This window comes from Blautia sp. DFI.1.216 (assembly GCF_020594215.1).
Lineage (GTDB): Bacteria > Bacillota > Clostridia > Lachnospirales > Lachnospiraceae > Blautia_A > Blautia_A wexlerae.
Map to the genome: position 1 here is coordinate 1 of NZ_JAJDML010000021.1, position 19,218 is coordinate 19,218.

The 19,218-nt window shown below is 41.9% G+C and carries 16 protein-coding genes; 14 read left to right on the top strand and 2 right to left on the bottom strand.

Translation table 11 applies throughout. The annotated features are described in order from the left end of the window. Positions 1-169 precede the first annotated feature (169 nt). From LJE11_RS09755 to LJE11_RS09805, 11 genes are all read left to right on the top strand, one after another. Complete coding sequence (locus LJE11_RS09755) at positions 170-3,757, top strand: DUF5717 family protein (protein WP_055149366.1); 3,588 nt, start codon at positions 170-172, stop codon at positions 3,755-3,757. Beyond that, the gene (locus LJE11_RS09760) at positions 3,741-4,988 is read left to right on the top strand and encodes a DUF5716 family protein (RefSeq protein WP_020994089.1); all 1,248 of its coding nucleotides are present in this window, start codon (positions 3,741-3,743) and stop codon (positions 4,986-4,988) included. The genes LJE11_RS09755 and LJE11_RS09760 overlap by 17 nt, the downstream gene beginning before the upstream one ends. Positions 4,989-5,001: 13 nt before the next feature. Continuing rightward, positions 5,002-5,796, top strand: coding sequence for a hypothetical protein (locus LJE11_RS09765; RefSeq protein WP_062807882.1), 795 nt, complete (start codon positions 5,002-5,004; stop codon positions 5,794-5,796). 107 nt (positions 5,797-5,903) lie between these two features. Then, positions 5,904-6,800 (top strand): amino acid ABC transporter substrate-binding protein, encoded by an 897-nt coding sequence (locus LJE11_RS09770; protein ID WP_022380908.1) that lies wholly within the window; start codon positions 5,904-5,906, stop codon positions 6,798-6,800. Between the two features lie 135 nt (positions 6,801-6,935). Further along, complete coding sequence (locus LJE11_RS09775) at positions 6,936-7,586, top strand: amino acid ABC transporter permease (protein ID WP_020994087.1); 651 nt, start codon at positions 6,936-6,938, stop codon at positions 7,584-7,586. 66 nt (positions 7,587-7,652) lie between these two features. Then, a complete protein-coding gene (locus tag LJE11_RS09780; protein ID WP_008704195.1) occupies positions 7,653-8,339 on the top strand; it encodes an amino acid ABC transporter ATP-binding protein in 687 nt (228 codons plus the stop codon). 128 nt (positions 8,340-8,467) lie between these two features. Then, complete coding sequence (purB, locus tag LJE11_RS09785) at positions 8,468-9,901, top strand: adenylosuccinate lyase (RefSeq protein ID WP_020994086.1); 1,434 nt, start codon at positions 8,468-8,470, stop codon at positions 9,899-9,901. Positions 9,902-10,045: 144 nt separating this feature from the next. Continuing rightward, complete coding sequence (locus LJE11_RS09790) at positions 10,046-11,326, top strand: adenylosuccinate synthase (RefSeq protein WP_008704193.1); 1,281 nt, start codon at positions 10,046-10,048, stop codon at positions 11,324-11,326. 93 nt (positions 11,327-11,419) lie between these two features. Further along, the gene (locus LJE11_RS09795) at positions 11,420-12,247 is read left to right on the top strand and encodes an HAD family hydrolase (protein WP_020994085.1); all 828 of its coding nucleotides are present in this window, start codon (positions 11,420-11,422) and stop codon (positions 12,245-12,247) included. Positions 12,248-12,701: 454 nt separating this feature from the next. Further along, on the top strand, positions 12,702-13,217 hold the full coding sequence (locus LJE11_RS09800) for an SEC-C metal-binding domain-containing protein (RefSeq protein ID WP_020994084.1): 516 nt from the start codon (positions 12,702-12,704) through the stop codon (positions 13,215-13,217). Beyond that, positions 13,129-13,689, top strand: a complete 561-nt coding sequence (locus LJE11_RS09805; protein ID WP_227226941.1) for a YdcF family protein — start codon at positions 13,129-13,131, stop codon at positions 13,687-13,689. Before LJE11_RS09800 ends, LJE11_RS09805 begins: the two co-directional genes overlap by 89 nt. 15 nt (positions 13,690-13,704) lie before the next feature. Here the strand turns inward: LJE11_RS09805 and LJE11_RS09810 are convergent, their stop codons facing one another. Further along, complete coding sequence (locus LJE11_RS09810; RefSeq protein ID WP_008704186.1) at positions 13,705-14,577, bottom strand: shikimate dehydrogenase; 873 nt, start codon at positions 14,575-14,577, stop codon at positions 13,705-13,707. Between the two features lie 295 nt (positions 14,578-14,872). On the opposite strand from LJE11_RS09810, the gene LJE11_RS09815 reads away from it, so the two are divergent. From LJE11_RS09815 to LJE11_RS09825, 3 genes are all read left to right on the top strand, one after another. Next, positions 14,873-15,730 (top strand): sigma-E processing peptidase SpoIIGA, encoded by an 858-nt coding sequence (locus tag LJE11_RS09815; protein WP_008704184.1) that lies wholly within the window; start codon positions 14,873-14,875, stop codon positions 15,728-15,730. 17 nt (positions 15,731-15,747) lie between these two features. Further along, a complete protein-coding gene (gene sigE, locus LJE11_RS09820) occupies positions 15,748-16,458 on the top strand; it encodes an RNA polymerase sporulation sigma factor SigE (RefSeq protein WP_020994083.1) in 711 nt (236 codons plus the stop codon). Positions 16,459-16,674: 216 nt separating this feature from the next. Continuing rightward, on the top strand, positions 16,675-17,601 hold the full coding sequence (locus LJE11_RS09825; protein WP_008704180.1) for a radical SAM protein: 927 nt from the start codon (positions 16,675-16,677) through the stop codon (positions 17,599-17,601). A gap of 174 nt (positions 17,602-17,775) precedes the next feature. Here the strand turns inward: LJE11_RS09825 and LJE11_RS09830 are convergent, their stop codons facing one another. Next, positions 17,776-19,215 carry a TrkH family potassium uptake protein gene (locus LJE11_RS09830; protein WP_008704179.1) on the bottom strand — a complete coding sequence of 480 codons (1,440 nt, stop codon included), beginning with the start codon at positions 19,213-19,215 and terminating at the stop codon, positions 17,776-17,778. Positions 19,216-19,218 lie beyond the last annotated feature (3 nt).

Here is a 19,218-nt window from a genome sequence, read left to right on the forward strand (position 1 = left end):
CAGGCAATCTGGAATGAATTTTGGCTACGTTACTGAGAACGGAGTGAACAGTAACGAAAAAGCTGAAGAGCGGATTGTTGCGCGGATGCGTTTTGTGGTGTATAATTAAACGCAATAGGCTTGTGAACAGTAGCTCTGTAATTTAAGCAAGGATATAAGGTGAACAATTTTGAAAAAGACGATAGAAGAACTATTAAGTGGAAATTTCAGACATGAACATCCGCAGCTCCTTTTTTCGCAGGACAAAATAGAAGTGACTCTGAAAGCAGGTGATGTGTACAAAGGGGAACTGTATTTTGGAACAGAGGATAATCAGAAAATACGTGGATATATTACATCTTCCAACAGGCGCGTGGTACCGGGAACCGAGAAATTTTCGGGAACTACGGTGAGACTGCAGTATGGAATTGACGGTGCGGGGATGCACCCGGGTGAGAGACATGAGGGATGGCTTTGTTTCACCACAGACATTGGAGAATATAAGCTGCCATTTCTCATTCAGACAGAGAAAGCAGAACTGAAAAGTGCAGCCGGAGATGTGCCGGATATGGATACCTTTGTGAATATTGCAAAGGACGATTTTAAAGAAGCATATCGTGTTTTTACAGACCGCAGATTTGAACTTCTGTTAAGAAATGCCGGACAGAAAGAGAAAGCTCTTTATAAGGGACTCTCAAAACAGCCCGTGACATTTCAGCATGTAGAAGAGTTTCTGATCGGAACGGGAAAAAAGGATCCTGTAAAAATTGAACTGAAGGCAGATCAGAACAGCTTTTATGATATCAGTGAATCTGTCCGCGAAACTTTTGCAGTTCAGAGGAGCGGATGGGGACATCTCAGGCTGGAGGTAGAGGCGAAAGGCGATTTTCTGGAAGTTTCCAGGCATGTGGTCACAGATGAGGATTTTATAGGAAGCTATTATCAGGTGGAATATGTAATCCGTAAAGAAAAGCTGAAAAAAGGACGTCAGTTTGGTGAGATCACTGTGAAGAGTCCCTATCAGCAGCTGACTTATCAGATCACTGCATCCATGGAATCGAAAGTGCAGCTCAAAACAGAAATTCATGTGAAACGGCATAAGCTGGAACTGTTACGTGACCTTGCAGAATACTCCTGCAAAAGAATGGACAGTAAGACATGGATCGGCAGCAGCAGATTTGTCCTTAATCAGTTAAGGGAAGAAGGCTGTGATTATCCGGAATATCAGATGTATGAAGCATACATTCTTCATATGGAAGAAAAGGATGAGCAGGCAAGAGAAATTCTGAAGAAATTTAAACATCAGAACTTTGTCAGAGAGAATCTGGAACTGGCAGGTGCTTACCTTTATCTCTGCGTTCTTACAGGATTGCACAAAGACAGAGAACAGGCGATAAGACGTCTGTACAATTTCTTTCTGCAGAAGGAAGATAGTTTTCTGTTGTTTAAACTCTGGCTGGAGATGAATCCGGAGGATAAGGGTTCCCCTTCAAGGCTGGTATTTATGATGGAGGAACTTTTTGAGAAAGGCTGCAGGAGTCCGTTTCTGTATCTGGAAGCATGGAATTATATAAGCAGTGATACAACACTTCTTCACAGAATGAGCAGTTTCTGGACACAGGTATTTTTATTTGCGGGAGAGAAAGGTCTTCTGACAGAAGAGCTGGTGATGAGATTTGCCTATCTTACAGGGTATGAGAGAGAATTTTGTACCAGTATGTACAGAGCACTGGCAATGGGATACGATGCTTTTGAATCCGATGATACGCTGGAAGCAATCTGCAGATATATCATGCTTGGAAATCCGAGAAAACCGGAATATTTCAGATGGTTTTCCCTGGCAGTGGAGAAAGGAATCCGTCTGACAAGGATATATGAATATTATGTGGAAACAATGGATACATCTTATCAGAGAGAACTTCCAAAGCCCCTTCTGATGTATTTTACCTATAATAATACTTCTCTTGCAGATGATAAAAAGGCATTTATTTATGCAAGTATTGTGGGAAACAGAGGCCGTCAGCCACAGACATATGCGGATTACAGGGATCATATGAAGATTTTTGCCATGCGCAAGGCGAAAGAAGGACGGATGAATGAGAATTATGCGGTCCTTTATCAGGAATTTTTAAGCAATCCCAAAACAGAAGGACAGGCAAAACTGCTCGCGCAGAAGCTGTTTACACACAGACTGTACTGTGATGATAAGAAGATACGCTATGTGATCGTGCGCCATGAACAGCTCAGGGAAGAAGAAATTTACCCATGTATCCAGGGCGTAGCTTATCCAAGAATTTATACAGATGATGCGGTGATCCTGTTTCAGGATGGGAAGCAGAGAAGATATGTATCAACAGTAGATTATAATATCAAGAAATTATTTGATGAGCGTGAACTGACAGATAAGGTTCTTGGTTTTCATATTGAAGAGCCGGGGCTGGTACTTCACTGCAGTGAGCATACAGAACTGAAACCGGAGAATCTTCAGGCATTCCAGAGGATCCCGGAGTCAGAGGAATTTTCAGATGAATATCAGAAATGTATCAGAGAGAAGCTGCTTTCTTATTATTCCGAACACACCAGAGCAGAAGAAGCAGATAATTATCTGAGACAGATGGATTATAAGAAATATGCGGCTGTAGACAGAACAGCTCTTCTGGAAGTACTGATCTCCAGAGGAATGTATCAGCAGGCAATGTCCATTGTTTCCCAATTCGGATATGAAGGAATCCGCATAGAGAGCCAGCTGAAGCTGACCAGCAGAATGCTGACAAGATGTGAGATGGAGGAGGATGACGAATTGCTTGCCCTTGCATCGGATGTATACAGACGCGGAAAATATGATGAAGTGATCCTGAAGTATCTTATGGAATACAGATTTGGTCCTGTAGATGAACTGATATCTGTATGGAAAAGTGCGCAGGGCTTTGAGATGGATACTTATGAACTGGAAGAGAAGCTTCTTGGCCTTCTGATGTTTACTTCTGATTACAGGAAAGAGGGAGAGAAGATCCTGGAGGATTATGTTCATCACAGCGGAAAGGAACGTATTACAGGAGCATATCTTACGCAGACTGCATATGGTGCATTTGTAAAAGAATATCCGATGAGTGTTTTTGTAAGAAGTCTGCTGGAGCGGGCTTATGATGAGAAATGGCCGGTTGATTTTGTATGCAGTCTTGCTCTTCTGGAAGCGTATTCCAAAGAAAAAAAACTGGAGAAAAAACAGCTTTGCAATGCAGAGGAGATTCTTCAGAAATGTGTGAAACAGGGAATGTACTTTGCGTTCTTCGGGAAACTTCCGGTATCTGTCTTAAGTCCTTATCAGTTGGATGATAAAACCTTTGTGGAATACCATGCAGATCCGTCTGCAAAGGTGACACTCTATTATGCACTGGATGCAGGCCTCGGAAATCAGGTGAAATATCAGACAGAGCCTTTGCGTGATTTATATGAAGGTATTTTTGCAAAATCATTTACATTGTTCTACGGGGAGACATTGCGGTATTATTTTGAATCAGTAACAGGAGAGCGGGTAAATCGGACACAGGAGAGGGTACTTACAATGAATAAGATTGAGGGTACACCTGTAAGCAAATATCATATGATCAATCAGATGCTCTCTGCACGCAGACTGGATAAAAAGAAAGAAGTGTTTTCACAGGTGAAGAAGTATCTTCGCCAGGAACAGTATGTGAAGAAGATGTTTGTGATCGAGAAAGAAGAGCAGGAACAGATTGTCCTGAAACCGGGAGGAACAAATGAACGAAATTCGTGATTTGATCGTGGGAATTGATTTTGGCAAAGAGTATTCTCAGATATGTTATTATGACAGAAAAGGAGACGAGGCACGTTCTCTTTCTATGAAAGCGGGTGGAAATCAGTATGAGGCTCCCTGTATTCTGTGCTGGAGACCGGAGCAGAAAGACTATTGTGTAGGACTGGAAGCAGATTACTTTGTCCGGGAAAAGGGCGGAGTCATGATCGATGATGTCTATGGAATCTGTGAAAAAAGTGATTCTGTGCTGGTGGAAGGACAGGAACTTGCACCATGGGAGATCCTGGCTCAGTTTCTGCAGGGAATGCTTAAATTTCTGGGAGTGGCAGAACTGGTCAAAAATACTAAATGTGTGGCGGTGACACTGCCTGGGCTGACGGAAATTCAGGTTGAGAATTTCCAGAAAGCATTTGAGATAATTGGATTTCCACATGAGAAATATATGCTGCTGGATTATGGGGAAAGCTTCTATTATTATGTGCTCTCACAGAAAAGAGAAACCTGGAACCGCAGTGTGGGATGGTATGCCTTTACACCGGAGAACGTGTCTTTTCGCAAGATGACAATGAACGGTGCAACAAAGCCTGTCACTGTAAAACTGGAAGAAGCTGTGGAGACAGAACTTCCTGCTGAGGGACAGGAGAGAGATTCAGAATTCGGTAAGTTTGTCCAGAAAACACTTGGCAGAGATCTGTTTTCCAGCATTCAGATCACAGGAGATGGATTTTCACAGGACTGGGCAGAGCAGTCTGTAAGGTTACTCTGTTATCAGAAAAGAAAGGTTTTCTATGGAAATAATCTTTTTGCAAAGGGTGCCTGCGCTGCAGGAAAAGAGAAAACAGAGAACAAGGCATTAAAGGGATATCGCTTTTTAAGCGATTCTCTGGTTATGGCTGATGTGGGGATGGAAATGAGAGTGATGGGTTCTCCTACCTATTATCCGCTGATCGAGGCAGGAAATAACTGGTATGACAGTAAGGCATCCTGTGAATTTATTCTTGATGATACAGAGGAGCTTGTGTTTATTGTAAGCACGTACCACAGACCGGAGAAAAGAAGGGTAGGAATGATGCTGCCCGGTATTCCGTTGCGTCCGGACAAGACTACCAGATTACGGCTGGAATTACAGTATGTCTCATCTGCAGAATGTAAAGTGACGGTTACAGATCTGGGATTCGGAGAAATGTTCCCTTCCAGTGGGAAAACCTGGACAGAGACAGTAGAATGGTAAAGGAGATGGAGCAATGAGCGGATATATTTTATGTCAGACAAAAAAAGCACAGCGTCCTTATTTTATAGAGAATATCAGTATGAATATTTATTCTATAGAAGAACTCTGTTATTATCTGTACCACAATCTTTACCTTGCTGATCATACTGTTTTTAATGAAGAATTATGCAACTGGCTCAGAGATGAGCTTGAACTTGTGCATCTGGCTGCAAAGCTGAAACAGAATCTGGAGAGAAATGTAAGTGTGGAAGAGATGATCTATCCTGTTTTCAAGGAGATCAATTACCTTACCTATGAGGAGATGAAAGGCTTTAACAGCAGGATTGTGACTTATGGAAAAGAAAAAGCGGCAGTCCGTCAGAAGAGAAAGGGAGATGCACTGACAGAAAACGGAATGTATGTGAACGCCATCCGGGTATACCAGAAACTCCTGGAAAGAGAGGATCTGTCTGAGCAGAGAAAAGGATTCGCAGCTTCAGTGCGCTATAATCTTGGCTGTGCATACAGTTATCTTTTTCAGATGGAAAAAGCACAGGAATGTTTTCTGGAAGCATACAGAGAAGCACATTCAAAAGATGCCTTAAAAGCTTATATCATAGCATACAGCAGTGTTCATGATAAGACAGATTATGATAAGGTTATGGAAGAACTTGAAGTAGATGAAGAACTGAAGAAAGATATAAAAGAAGAAATCAGGCAGTCTCTGAAAGCTTTCGAGTCTGTACCGGAAGAGAAAACAGATGAAAAAAATCTGGATGCCCTTCTGGAGAGACTTATGAAAGATTATCACAGAAGTACAGGTTCATAACTTACTCTTGACAGAGGCGGAGGTGTGTGATAGGATTAACACATACTTTCACATGGTAGAGTGGCTGTGTGATAAATAACAAAACAGATAAAGAGGAGATATTTATCATGAAAAAGAGATCTTTAGCAGTACTCATGGCAGGAGTTATGGCAGCTTCTATGATGACGGGTGTTGTTTCTGTATATGCAGATGCTGACAGTAAGACATTAACTGTAGGATTTGATGCACAGTATCCTCCTTTCGGATATAAAGACGATAATGGAGAGTATGTTGGTTTTGACCTTGACCTTGCACAGGAAGTATGCGACAATCTCGGATGGGAACTTGTAAAGAAACCGATCAACTGGGATTCCAAGGATATGGAACTGAATTCCGGTTCTATTGACTGTATCTGGAACGGATTTACCATTAACGGACGTGAGGATGACTATACATGGTCAGATCCATATCTGAACAATGAGCAGGTGATGGTTGTTGCAGCCGATTCAGGGATTGAGAAGCTGGATGACCTGGCAGGCAAGAATGTAGTAGTTCAGGCCGCTTCCGCAGCACTGGATGCATTAAACAGCGATGATAATAAGGATCTTACAGCAAGCTTTGCATCACTGACAGAGAATCCTGATTACAATACAGCATTCATGAATCTGGATTCCGGCGCTGCAGATGCCATCGCAGTAGATATCGGTGTTGCCAAATATCAGCTTTCCCAGAGAGAAGAAGGCAAATATGTGATCCTCGACGAGCCAATCCAGAGCGAAGAGTATGGAATCGGCTTTAAGAAGGGTAACGATGAGCTGAAAGATACTGTATGGGAAGAAGTTCTGAAACTTTATGATGCAGGTGAAGTTGATAAACTTGCTGAGAAGTATGAAGTAGCAGATATGCTCTGCATTGGAGATGATGAGAAATCTGATGATAAAAAAGATGATGCAGCAGAGGATGATGCTTCCGATGCAGACACAGCAAAAGAAGATACAGCTGATACAGCGAAAGATGCTGAATAGTCAGCCGGAACAAAAACAGTTATGATACAAGAGGACAGATCTGTGCAGGCTGTCCGCATTATAAAGGAATGGAGGGTACATTTTGTGCACCCTCTTTTCTTACTGTACAGGAGAAATTTTTCAGGAGGAAAGCTTATGTCTTTAAGTGTAATGCTGCAGCAGCTTGCCAGTGGTATGGTAGTTTCTGTAGAGATTTTTGTAGTGACATTACTTTTTTCACTTCCGCTGGGACTTCTGATCTGCTTTGGCAGAATGTCCAAGAATCCGGCGATACGTGGAATTGTGTCTGCCTACATATCAGTTATGCGCGGAACCCCGTTAATGCTGCAATTGATGGTTGTGTATTTCGGACCATACTTTATTTTTGGAATCCGTATTTCCATGGGATACAGCCTGATCGCTGTGTTTATTGCATTCAGTATTAACTATGCTGCATATTTTGCGGAGATTTACAGAGGAGGAATCGAATCTATTTCAGCGGGACAGTATGAGGCTGCAAAGATTCTGGGATATAGCAAGGCCCAGACATTTTTCAGGATCATCCTGCCGCAGGTGATCAAGAGAATCCTTCCATCTGTGACAAATGAGGTTATCACACTGGTAAAGGATACGTCACTGGCATTTGTTGTTGCTGTTTCGGAGATGTTTACAATTGCAAAACAGATTGCAAGTGCACAGACGACTATGATGCCTTTTGTGATCGCTGCTGTTTTCTATTTTGTGTTCAATCTTCTTGTTGCGATTGTAATGGATAAGATTGAGAAAAAACTGAATTATTATCGCTGACAGGCGGCTGGGGTTATAAAATATTTTTTGACTCTGACATCATTTAATTTAAGAGGAATATTTGCTATGGTATTATTTGAAATGAAAAACATAAAGAAGAGCTTCGGCAGCCTTGAAGTATTAAAAGACATTTCACTTCAGGTAGAGGAGGGTGAGGTTCTTAGTATTATCGGACCTTCCGGTTCCGGTAAATCCACACTTCTCCGCTGTGCCACCGGTCTTGAGACACCGGACAGCGGTGAGATCATCAAGCAGGGGGATGTGGGACTGGTATTTCAGAACTTTAATCTTTTCCCCCATTTTTCCGTACTGAAAAATATCACAGATGCTCCGATCAGAGTGCAGAAGAGAAAGAAAGAGGAGGTTTATGCACAGGCAAGAACTCTGTTAAAGCAGATGGGACTTGCAGACAGAGAGAATGCATATCCGTTTCAGCTTTCCGGCGGTCAACAGCAGCGTGTCTCTATTGCCAGAGCATTATGTATGAATCCGAAGATCCTGTTTTTTGATGAGCCTACTTCCGCCCTTGATCCGGAGCTTACGAGTGAAATTCTTAAGGTAATCAAAGATCTGGCAGCAGAACACATCACTATGGTGATCGTTACTCATGAGATGACATTTGCAAGAGATATCTCTGATCATATTATTTTTATGGATAAGGGACTGATCGCAGTTGAGGGGAGTCCAAAAGAGGTATTTGAATCAGAACATGCGAGAATGAAAGAATTTCTTGGTAAATTCCATCAGGGATAAGGTTTTTGTGGTTGCTTTTAGAGGAATGATGTTATATAATTTCAACGTACGTGGTTGAGAAAAACGTACGTACAGAAGTGAAATAAAAGGATTAAAAATAATATCCTATAAAAAACAGGAGAGTGAAGATGAGTACAGACAGATATGTAAGTCCTTTATCAGAACGTTATGCCAGCAAAGAAATGCAGTATATTTTTTCCCCGGATATGAAATTCCGCACATGGAGAAGACTCTGGATCGCACTTGCTGAGACAGAGAAAGAGCTTGGCCTTAACATTACACAGGAGCAGATTGATGAACTGAAGGCACATGCAGAGGATATCAATTATGACGTTGCAAAGGAACGTGAACGTCAGGTGCGTCATGATGTTATGTCTCACGTATATGCGTATGGCGTACAGTGCCCGAAAGCAAAAGGAATCATCCATCTGGGAGCAACCTCCTGTTATGTAGGTGATAATACAGACATTATTGTAATGACAGAAGCATTAAAGCTTGTGAAGAAGAAACTGGTCAATGTTATTGCCGAGCTTTCTGCTTTCGCAGATAAATATAAAGATCAGCCTACTCTGGCATTTACACATTTTCAGCCTGCACAGCCTACTACAGTAGGTAAGCGTGCAACACTCTGGACACAGGAATTCCTGCTTGATCTGGAGGATCTGGAGTATGTTCTGGGAACAATGAAGCTTCTGGGATCCAAAGGTACAACCGGAACACAGGCAAGCTTTCTGGAACTGTTTGATGGAGATCAGGAGACTATCGACAAGATTGATCCGATGATTGCAGAGAAGATGGGATTTAAGGAATGCTATCCGGTATCCGGACAGACCTATTCCCGCAAGGTAGATACACGTGTTGCCAATATTCTTGCAGGAATTGCAGCAAGTGCACACAAGATGTCCAATGATATCCGCCTTCTTCAGCATCTGAAGGAAGTAGAAGAACCATTTGAGAAATCTCAGATCGGCTCTTCCGCAATGGCGTATAAGAGAAATCCTATGAGAAGTGAGCGTATTGCTTCCCTTTCCAGATATGTAATGGTAGATGCCCTTAACCCGGCGATCACATCTGCAACTCAGTGGTTTGAGAGAACTCTGGATGACTCTGCAAATAAGCGTCTGAGTATTCCGGAAGGTTTCCTTGCTATTGACGGAATCCTTGACCTCTGTCTTAATGTTGTAGATGGATTGGTTGTTTATCCGAAGGTTATCGAGAAACATATGATGGCAGAGCTTCCGTTCATGGCTACAGAGAATATCATGATGGATGCTGTAAAAGCAGGCGGTGACCGTCAGGAACTTCATGAGCGTATCCGTGAGCTTTCCATGGAAGCCGGAAAGACTGTCAAGGTAGAAGGCAAAGATAATAATCTGCTGGAACTGATCGCAGCAGATCCTGCATTCAACCTTTCTCTGGAAGATCTGCAGAGATCCATGGATCCGAAGAAATATATCGGACGTGCCAAAGAGCAGACAGAGAGATTTGTAAATACAGTAGTTCAGCCGATCCTCGATTCCCATAAGGAACTTCTGGGAGTGAAAGCTGAGATCAATGTCTGATCAGTAAATACTTAACATAACGGTTTGGAATATTACAGAATCTGATATAAAGATAATAAGCGTTGCTGTTTCCTGATGATATCCGGCAGGTCATTCTGCAAGGTCGGGTAAACAGTAATCGGTAAATACAGGAGGAATTATATAATGGTAAAAGCAGTTGTTGGTGCTAACTGGGGAGATGAAGGTAAAGGTAAGATTACCGATATGCTCGCTGAGAAGGCTGATATTATCGTAAGATTTCAGGGTGGTGCAAATGCAGGTCATACAATCGTAAATAACTATGGTAAATTTGCCCTTCATACTCTGCCGTCAGGTGTGTTTTATGATCATACTACAAGTGTGATCGGCAACGGTGTTGCACTGAATATCCCGGTATTTTTCAAAGAGTACAATGAAGTGGTAAGCAGAGGTGTTCCGGCTCCGAAGATCCTTATCTCCGAGAGAGCACAGATGGTTATGCCATACCATATTCTTTTTGACCAGTATGAGGAAGAACGTCTGGGCGGCAAATCTTTCGGATCTACCAAGTCAGGTATTGCTCCGTTCTACTCAGACAAATATGCAAAGATTGGTTTCCAGGTAAGTGAACTTTTTGATGAAGAACATCTGAAAGAAAAACTTGCAAGTGTATGTGCGACAAAGAATGTTCTTCTTGAACATTTATATCACAAACCGCTTCTTAATGTGGATGAATTATTTGCTGAACTTATGGAATATAAGAAAATGGTTGAACCATATGTATGTGACGTATCCCTGTATCTGTGGAACGCATTAAAAGAAGGTAAAGAAGTTCTTCTTGAGGGACAGCTTGGTTCTCTGAAAGACCCGGATCATGGAATTTATCCGATGGTTACATCTTCCTCTACCCTGGCAGGATATGGTGCAGTAGGAGCAGGTCTTCCACCATATGAGATCAAACAGATTGTTACTGTATGCAAGGCATACTCCAGTGCAGTAGGAGCAGGTGCATTTGTTTCTGAAATCTTTGGCGATGAAGCAGATGAACTGAGAAGACGTGGCGGTGACGGCGGTGAATTTGGTGCTACTACAGGCCGTCCAAGACGTATGGGATGGTTTGACTGTGTTGCTTCCAAATACGGATGCCGTCTTCAGGGAACTACAGATGTTGCTTTCACAGTTCTTGATGTTCTTGGATATCTGGATGAAATTCCGGTCTGCACAGGATATGAGATTGATGGAAAAGTAACAACAGAATTTCCGACAACTACACTGCTTGAGAAAGCAAAACCGGTTCTGGAGACTCTGCCGGGATGGAAATGCGACATCCGCGGAATCAAAAAATATGAAGATCTGCCGGAAAACTGCAGAAAGTATGTTGAGTTCGTTGAGAAACATATCGGATTCCCGATCACTATGATTTCCAATGGCCCGGGACGTGACGATATCATCTACAGAAATAAATAATAAGGATAAATTTACCTGTCTGATCGGCAGACGGTAAATAAGACTATACGCCGGGGAATTTCTCCGGCGTGTCTTTTATATAACTGGAGGCTTATGAAAAAAGATAATAATAAGATAAAAAAAATCGGGGCATGGATCGCAATCATAATCCTGCTTCTTGCATGTTGTATGCCGATGATTTTTGCATTCGGGAATGGAGAAGATTCGCAGGTCTATTTTAAAGCCTCGCTTGCAGTGGCGATCATGGTTCCCATCATGGCTTATGCAATATGGATTGTTTATAAATTACTGAACAGGAATAAAAAGGTGGTGGATTCGGATATGGAGAATATTATTTTTGACGTTGGACAGGTTCTTGTAAAATATGACTGGGAGACCTATCTGGACAGTTTTGGTTTTCCGAAGGAAGAGCGTGATAAAATTGCGGAAGTGGTATTTCAGAGCAATACCTGGAATGAGAGAGACAGAAGCAGCGAGACTGAGCAATATTATGTAGATCAGATGGTAAAAGCTGCACCGGAGTACGAAAAGGATATCCGGGAGGTAATGCGCCGTTCTGACGAGACAATTGAGAAAACAGATTATGCGGAAACCTGGGTGAGATATCTGAAAGATAAAGGATATCATGTTTATATTCTTTCCAATTATGCAACTGACACACTGGAGAGAACGGAGGATAAACTTACGTTTCTTAAATATGTAGACGGAGCAGTGTTCTCCTGTCAGGTGAAGCAGATCAAACCGGAACCGGAAATTTACAAAACCCTGCTCGGACGCTACCATCTTGACCCGGAGAAATCCGTATTTCTGGATGACAGAGCGGAGAACTGTGAGGCAGCCAGAAAACAGGGAATCCATGCAATTCAGTTTAAATCTTTTAAACAGGCAGCAGCAGAACTGGAGAAACTGGGCGTCAATTAAAATTGTGACTGTTCACTCCGTTCTCAGTAACATAGCCAAAATTCATTCTAGTACATCGTTTCGTAAATAACTATACCAATCGCGTAGGATGCGGATTCGAGTGTGCTGGTATAAAAACGCAGGCGTAGCGGGCTACGCTGAGGCTTTTAGACCTGTGCAATCGGATTCGCAGACAAGTGAGTGGTATAGTTATTTCGAAAACGATGTACTAGATTGCCTGCGGCAATGGAATTTTGGCTTGTATGTCTCGGGATTTTGGCATATTCATGCCAAAACACCTCGCGGGATAGTGGTGTGTGAACAGTAACTTAAAATTCACTAAAAATACAAAGAATATCATTTGTATTTTTAACTGAAAGATGATATAATAATAAAGCTTGTGGAAGGAATATTTTCCATATGTTTCCGCACAGGCATAATACCTATGAAATATTGGAAAAGAGGATTAAAGGAAATGAGCGATAAAACAATCTTAGAGCAGTGGCGTGCCATCGCCTATGACCAGCAGGCAGACCGTAATAAACTTCAGAGATTTTGGGCAAATTATTTTAATATTGAAAAAGGAATTTATGAGCAGCTTCTTAGCAACCCGGATGAGGTAGTAACCGGTACAGTTAAGGAACTGGCTGAGAAATACGGACAGGAAGTTCTGACAATGGTTGGTTTTCTTGATGGAATCAATGACAGTCTGAAGATTCCGAACCCGATTGAGACAATGGATGAGAACACAAAGGTTTCTCTGTGCTTCGATAAAGAACTTCTTTATAAGAACATGGTAGATGCAAGAGCTGACTGGCTGTATGAACTGCCACAGTGGGATGCGATCTTCACACCGGAGAAGAGAAAAGAACTTTATCTTGAGCAGAAGAAATCAGGAACAGTTGTCAAAGCAAAGAAAATCGGACGTAATGATCCTTGTCCTTGCGGAAGCGGCAAGAAATATAAATATTGCTGCGGTAAGAATGCGTAAGCATCCAAATCTGGAATATATTATCGTGCTTGGTGCCCATGTAGAAGGCACCCGGCTTACAAAAGCCCTTCTGGAACGTACCAGGAGGGCTTTACAGTATATGGAAGAGAATCCTGAGACTAAGGCTGTTCTGTCCGGAGGAAAAGGGGACGGAGAATCTATCACAGAAGCTCAGGCAATGTGCAATTATCTTGTGGAACATGGAATTGACAGAGAACGACTGATCCTGGAAGAGAAATCTACCAGCACAACAGAGAATCTGAAGTTCAGTCTGGGAATGATCGGACTGAATCATTCGGTGGGCATTGTCACCAATAATTTTCATGTTTTCCGGGGAACGGCCATAGGAAAGAAATGTGGATGCAGAGAAATTTATCCCATTCCTTCCAGATACCGTTCATGGAGACTTCTGATATATATTCCAAGAGAAATCCTGGCAATCATCAAAGATAAGCTGATGGGAAATATGTGACTGTTATGCGAATCACTATTTGACAGAGAAATATTTTTCCTTAATAACAGAAACCGGCATTTCCTGTCCGGTCCAGATCTGGAAAGCTTTAGCCCCCTGATGAAGAAGCATATACATGCCATTAAAGGTCTGGCATCCGGTTGCTTTAGCCTCTCTGAGCAGTCGGGTTTCCTGTGGCTCATAGACAACATCTGCCACTACAAGCTCAGGATGGAACAGAGATGTATCTTTGATGATGGTATCGTCGATATCCGGAACCATGCCTACAGAGGTTGCATTGATCAGCAGATAACTCTGTGCAATGGAATCTCGCAATGCAGTATGATCATCATTGTCGAAGAGGCAGACCTGACAACCTGTTTTAGCAGAGAGATTCTCAGCGAATTTCTGTGTGCGATTCCAGTATCTGCTGGTGCGGCGGGCAAAAATATGTACGGAAGCCGCACCGTCCAGGGCAGACTGTGCACAGATGGCCATCGAAGCTCCTCCTACTCCCATGACAGTTATATTTTTACCGGTAATATCATGTCCCGCATCACGTACAGATTGCATAAAACCGTACCCGTCTGTATTGTATCCGATTAACTTTCCGTTATCGTTCAGTACAGTATTGACAGCACCGATCAGTTGGGCTTCAGGGGAAAGCTCATCCAATAATTCTACAATTTTATTCTTATTCGGCATGGTAAGGTTGAAACCGCGAATGCCGCAAGTCTTTAATCCTGCAACTGCTGCAGGAAGAGTTTCTTCATTTACATCAAAACATAAATATACATAGTCAAGCCCGAGAAGGCGAAATGATTCATTATGCATCAAAGGGGAAATGCTGTGTGCCACCGGGCTTCCTAAAAGCGCGGTAAGACCTGTGTGTCCGGTAATATTATTCATGTTAAAATCCTCCAGTCTGTTTTGTAGCAGAGACATAAAATACTGTCTGAATTGTGACAGTATAGAAGATGCCCTTCTAAAACATAGAAATTATCTATCATTTTATTCTAACTTCAATTATATGTCAATACATGTTCATTTTGGTTTGTATGATAGTTACTGTCGATTTAGTGCGACAAATAATAAGACATAATTCCTCCGTTTTGACAAAATCCGCATACTTTATCACGTATAATGAATCTCACTTACCGAAGTGAAGGAGAAGTCAGAGGCAGTATCAGACGGAGGGAAGGAAATGCATTACGAAATATACATAGATGTAGTTTTTTTCACAAATCTCCTGATAGATTACATATTGATCAGATTTACAGGAATATTATTCCGATGTGGAAGAAGCAGAAAAAGAGCTCTTCTGGGAGCTGCTGCAGGTGCGGTGTTTTCCTGCTGGATCATTTATCTGCAATCTTTTCTGGAGTCTGGGATTTTTCTTCCGGCACTTGTCCTGCTGCATGGTGGCTGTGCTGCAGGAATGCTTGTGATCGGATGTAATCTGAAAAGGGGAAGTCTGCTGCTTAAAGCAATACTTACACTGTATTTTGCCGCATTTCTGTGTGGAGGGTTCTGGGAAGTGATCGTCAGTGATAAGTTGACAGTCAAAATGTTTCTGATCCTTGCAGCAGCAACGTGGTCCGGCATTACAGCGTTGTCATATCTGATGGATTCCATGAGAATACGGACAAAGAATATCTATCCGATAACCATATACTATAAAGGATGTGGATATCCTTTTCAAGGATTTTATGATTCCGGAAATCTGCTTATGGATTCTGTAAACGGAAAACCTGTATCTGTAGGGACAGAAAAAGTTTTATCTGAAATATGTTCAGAAGAAACCGTAAGCTGTTTAAAACACCTGAAAGAAAATCCCGGAGAGTCTGGGAAACCGGGAACTGCCGGGCTTCATCCACATTTTACTTTTTTTCACAGTATAGGAAAAGAACAGGGGATGATGCTGGCTGTTACTTTTGAGAGACTCTGCATTCAGACTCCAGCAGAGGTTGTCTGCATAGACAATCCGGTATTTGCATTTTCATTTGAAACATCCGCTTTTGGTAAGGAATACGAGGTACTTTTGAATTCCAGATTACTTTAACGGGAGGGGTTGTGACTATGAGCTGTTATCCATTACAGGTAGTGTCAAGAATGGTGATGAACCGTTCAGGAGAAGTTTTTTATATTGGTGGAAATGATGTGCTGCCGGCACCACTGGAGCCGAAGCGTGAGGCGTTTATACTGCAGAAGCTTGGAACAGGGCAGGAAGAAGAAGCGAAGTCTGTTCTGATCGAACATAATTTAAGGCTTGTGGTGTATATTGCAAAGAAGTTTGATAACACAGGAGTCGGGGTGGAGGATCTGATCTCAATCGGAACGATTGGGCTGATCAAGGCGATCAATACCTTTAATCCTGTAAAAAACATCAAGCTTGCCACTTATGCATCCAGATGTATAGAGAATGAGATCCTGATGTATCTTCGCCGAAACAGTAAGACAAAGATGGAAGTGTCCATAGACGAACCGCTGAACGTAGACTGGGATGGAAATGAACTCCTGCTTTCTGATATTCTGGGAACTGATGAGGATGTGATTTCAAGACGTCTGGAAGATGAAGTGGAGATTTCGTTGTTATCAAAGGCAATTAGAAAGCTTTCACCGCGTGAGCAGACGATCATCCGCCTTAGATTTGGTCTGGGAAAGGAGAATGCTGCAGAGAAAACACAGAAAGAGGTTGCAGACCTTCTGGGAATTTCTCAATCATATATTTCCAGGTTGGAAAAAAGGATCATGAAGAGATTGAAAAAGGAAATTGTGAAATATGAATAGACGTAATTGGGGAATGTAGTATAATGATATAAAGGATAGTAACTATTCAGCAATCCGCCTGTAACTGTGAAAGCACTGAACGGTTATGATATAAGCAAACTGTGGGAAATGTTTGCAGTGGGTGATTCACAGATATCAAGTCGGGGAAAGAAAAAAGGACAGAAGAGAAAAGTGAAGGTAAATAAAATACAGACAGAAGAAAACAAAGATAAAACTCTGAGGCATGATACAGAAAGCTGCATACTGGCAGATTGCAGTTTATGTCCGAGAAATTGCCATGTAGACAGAACAGCCGGAAAAACCGGATACTGTGGAATGGATCAGAAGGTTAAGATTGCAAGGGCAGCTTTGCATATGTGGGAAGAACCATGTATTTCGGGAACCAGAGGTTCCGGGGCAGTCTTTTTTACAGGATGCAATCTGAGATGCTGTTTCTGCCAGAACCGGGAAATTGCCATTGGTGACAGTGGCCTTGAGATCACTGAGGAAAGACTGGCAGAAATATTCCTGGAACTGCAGGAAAAGGATGCTGCAAATATCAATCTGGTAACCGGAACACATTATATTCCACAGATCATCGCAGCTTTGGACTGTGCAAAGAAGCATGGGCTTAATATTCCGGTTGTCTATAACTGTGGTGGATATGAGAACACAGAGACATTGAAACTTCTGGACGGATATGTGGACATTTATCTTCCGGATTACAAATATGCGGAGAGCGAATTGGCGGTGAAATTTTCACATGCAAATGATTATCCTGAAAGGGCTATGGAAGCAGTTAATGAGATGGTACGCCAGACAGGAATGCCACAGTTTGATGCAGAGGGATATATGAAACGTGGGACTATTGTGAGACATCTTATATTGCCGGGGCATACAAGAAATTCAAAGAAGGTTCTGAAACTTTTACATAAGACTTTTGGAAAGCAGATTTATATCAGTATCATGAATCAGTACACACCGGTTTTTGAGCAGAAAGAATATACAGAACTGAATCGTTGTGTAACCAGAAGAGAATATGAAAAAGTTCTGGACTATGCATTTGAGCTTGGGATTGAAAATGGATTTTTTCAAGATGGTGAAACTGCCAGAGAGAGTTTTATTCCTGCGTTTGATTATGAAGGCGTGAGAAAAATGCCATAAAATAAAAAACTCCCATAAATGGAAGGAGGCCGGTACTTTCGTACCGGCGCGTATGAAAAAGAAAAATATTTATAAGAAAGATTCATCATCTTTCTACAATTCATTATATCCAATAAATATGAATAAAATATGAATACAGTGTAAAAAAATAAAATTTGTTTTACCAAAATATTTTTAGAATTTTTTCCATGTATCCCTTACAAACAATATCAGTAACGGGAAAATCTCAAGACGTCCTGCCAGCATATCAAAAGTAAGGATAAGCTTTGAAAACCAGGAGAACATGCCGAAGTTTCCGGTAGGTCCTACCAGTTCCAGACCAGGTCCGATATTATTAAAGGTTGCCGCAACCGCCGTAAAATTCGTGATCAGATTGAAATCGTCAAAGGCAATCAGGAATATGGAGGATGCAAAAATCAGCATATATACAATGAAGAAAATATTTGTGGAACGAACAACTTCATGTGGGATGGCTTTGCCGTCCATTTTTATTTTCTTTACCGCATTTGGATGCAGAAAAATATGAAGCTCCTTGCGGACTGTTTTGCAGAGAATCAGGATCCTGGATACTTTAATGCCGCCGCCTGTACTTCCGGCACATGCACCGATAAACATCAGCAGCACCAGGATTGTCCGCGAAATTTCCGGCCAGGTATTAAAATCTGTTGTTGCATATCCGGTTGTTGTGATAATGGAACCAACTTGGAAAGCCGCCTGCTGAAAAGCTTTGGCTGCACTTCCGAAAATATGGTAAATATTGCAGGTGATGATAAGAATTGCAATACCGATGATTCCGAAATAATACCGCACTTCTTCCATCTTAAAAGCCTGAGCAAATTTTTTTGTGATAATGAAAAAGTAAGCATTAAAGTTAACGCCAAATAAAATCATAAATACAGTAATGACTACCTGCAGATATGTACTGTAACTGGCCATGCTGTCATTTTTAATACCAAATCCTCCGGTACCTGCAGTACCGAAAGCTGTACATATGGAGTCAAACAGCGGCATACCACCGACCAGAAGAAGCAGGATCTGGATCACTGTCATTACGAAATAAATAGAATACAGAATTTTGGCAGTTGACTGTACTTTTGGTGCAAGCTTGCTTACAGATGGTCCGGGACTCTCCGCTTTCATAAGATTCATATGATAACCGCCGGTAAGTGGCAGAAGGGAGAGGATGAAAACCAGAACACCCATTCCGCCGATCCAGTGCGTGAAGCTTCTCCACATCAGCATACAATGAGGAAGTGCCTCCACATCGCTGAGAATACTGGCTCCTGTTGTAGTAAAACCCGAAACTGTTTCAAATAATGCATCTACAGGATTTGGAATGCTTCGGCTGATCACAAAGGGGATTGCTCCTATGATACTCAGAACGATCCAGCTTAATGCTACAGTCACGAAACCTTCTTTTGTGTAGAAAGCCTTTCTTGTCGGCTTTTTCCTGGTGAGAGGAAGCCCGATGACCAGGCATAAAGCAATCGTGATCAGAAAAGCTACACCGGAAGTTTCCTGATAGATCAGTGCCGTAATTGCGGGCAGAGCCATAAATACAGCTTCAATTTCCAGAATCATTCCGATGATATAGATAATAATGGAATAGTTCATAAT